At 34.2% G+C, this 1,088-nt stretch carries 1 protein-coding gene; it reads left to right on the forward strand.

Annotation, left to right across the window (positions count from 1 at the left end):
- Nucleotides 1–77 precede the first annotated feature (77 nt).
- Nucleotides 78–1,088, forward strand: a 1,011-nt coding sequence (locus tag BX659_RS18755) for an IS30 family transposase (protein WP_106231989.1), incomplete at its 3' end; no start/stop codon positions are given.

The raw sequence follows: 1,088 nt of genomic DNA on the forward strand, positions 1-1,088 counted from the left end.
AAAAAATGCCCATAGTAGACCAAACTGTAATATAATTAGATCACCACAAAATAACTAATTACAGGCAGGTGCATACTATGGACTACTTAAATGATACACCAAAACCCAGAAAAAATAAACACCTAAATACTTATGAGCGTGGTCAAATTGCATTGTTACATTCCGAAGGAATGAATCCAAATGCTATTGCAAAACGTTTAGGTAGATCTTCTAATACGATTAGAAATGAATTAAAGCGTGGTACAGTTTCTCAGATTAAGGGCAATAAAACTGTTATGGTCTATTACCCTGACACGGGTCAAAGAGTTTATGAAGCTAATCGTAAAAATTGTGGACCTAAGTTTAAGCTTTTACAGTGTGAAGAATTTATTGATTATGTCACAGAACAATTCTATGAAAAAGAACAATCTCTTGATGCTATATGTGGTGCAGCAAAATTGCACAATAAATTTCCAAAATTAGAGATGGTATGCACTAAAACACTGTACAACTATGTGAATGCTGGATTGCTCAAGATTAACAATATTGATTTACCCTTAAAGCTTAAACGATCTTCAAAAGCAAAACGAAGCAAAGCTCATAAAAAGAAACTTGGTACCAGTATAGATAAGCGCCCTGAATGCATTGATAATCGTAGTGAATTTGGTCACTGGGAAATTGACACTATGCAAGGTAAAAAGGGCAAAGACGAAGCAGTTTTACTTACTATGACAGAGCGTATGACTCGAAAAGAACTTATTCTCAAACTTCCTAGAAAGTCTTCTCAGTCAGTTCAAGATGCTCTATCAAACTTAATCAATGAAGCTGGAGACTACTTTTCACAAGTATTTAAAAGTTTCACTTGTGATAATGGGTCTGAATTTGCAGAGATGTCATCTTTAGAAGAAAATACTGATACTAAAGTCTATTTTGCACATCCATATTCATCATGGGAAAGAGGAACTAATGAGCGTCATAATGGACTTATAAGACGATTTATCCCTAAGGGTAGTAGTCTAAATGAATTTGCTATTGAATCTATTGCTAGAGTCCAAAATTGGTGCAATACTTTACCAAGAAAAATCTTAGATTACCTAACCCCTGATGAA

The sequence above is a fragment of the Orenia metallireducens genome, from assembly GCF_003001995.1.
Lineage (GTDB): Bacteria > Bacillota > Halanaerobiia > Halobacteroidales > Halobacteroidaceae > Orenia > Orenia metallireducens_B.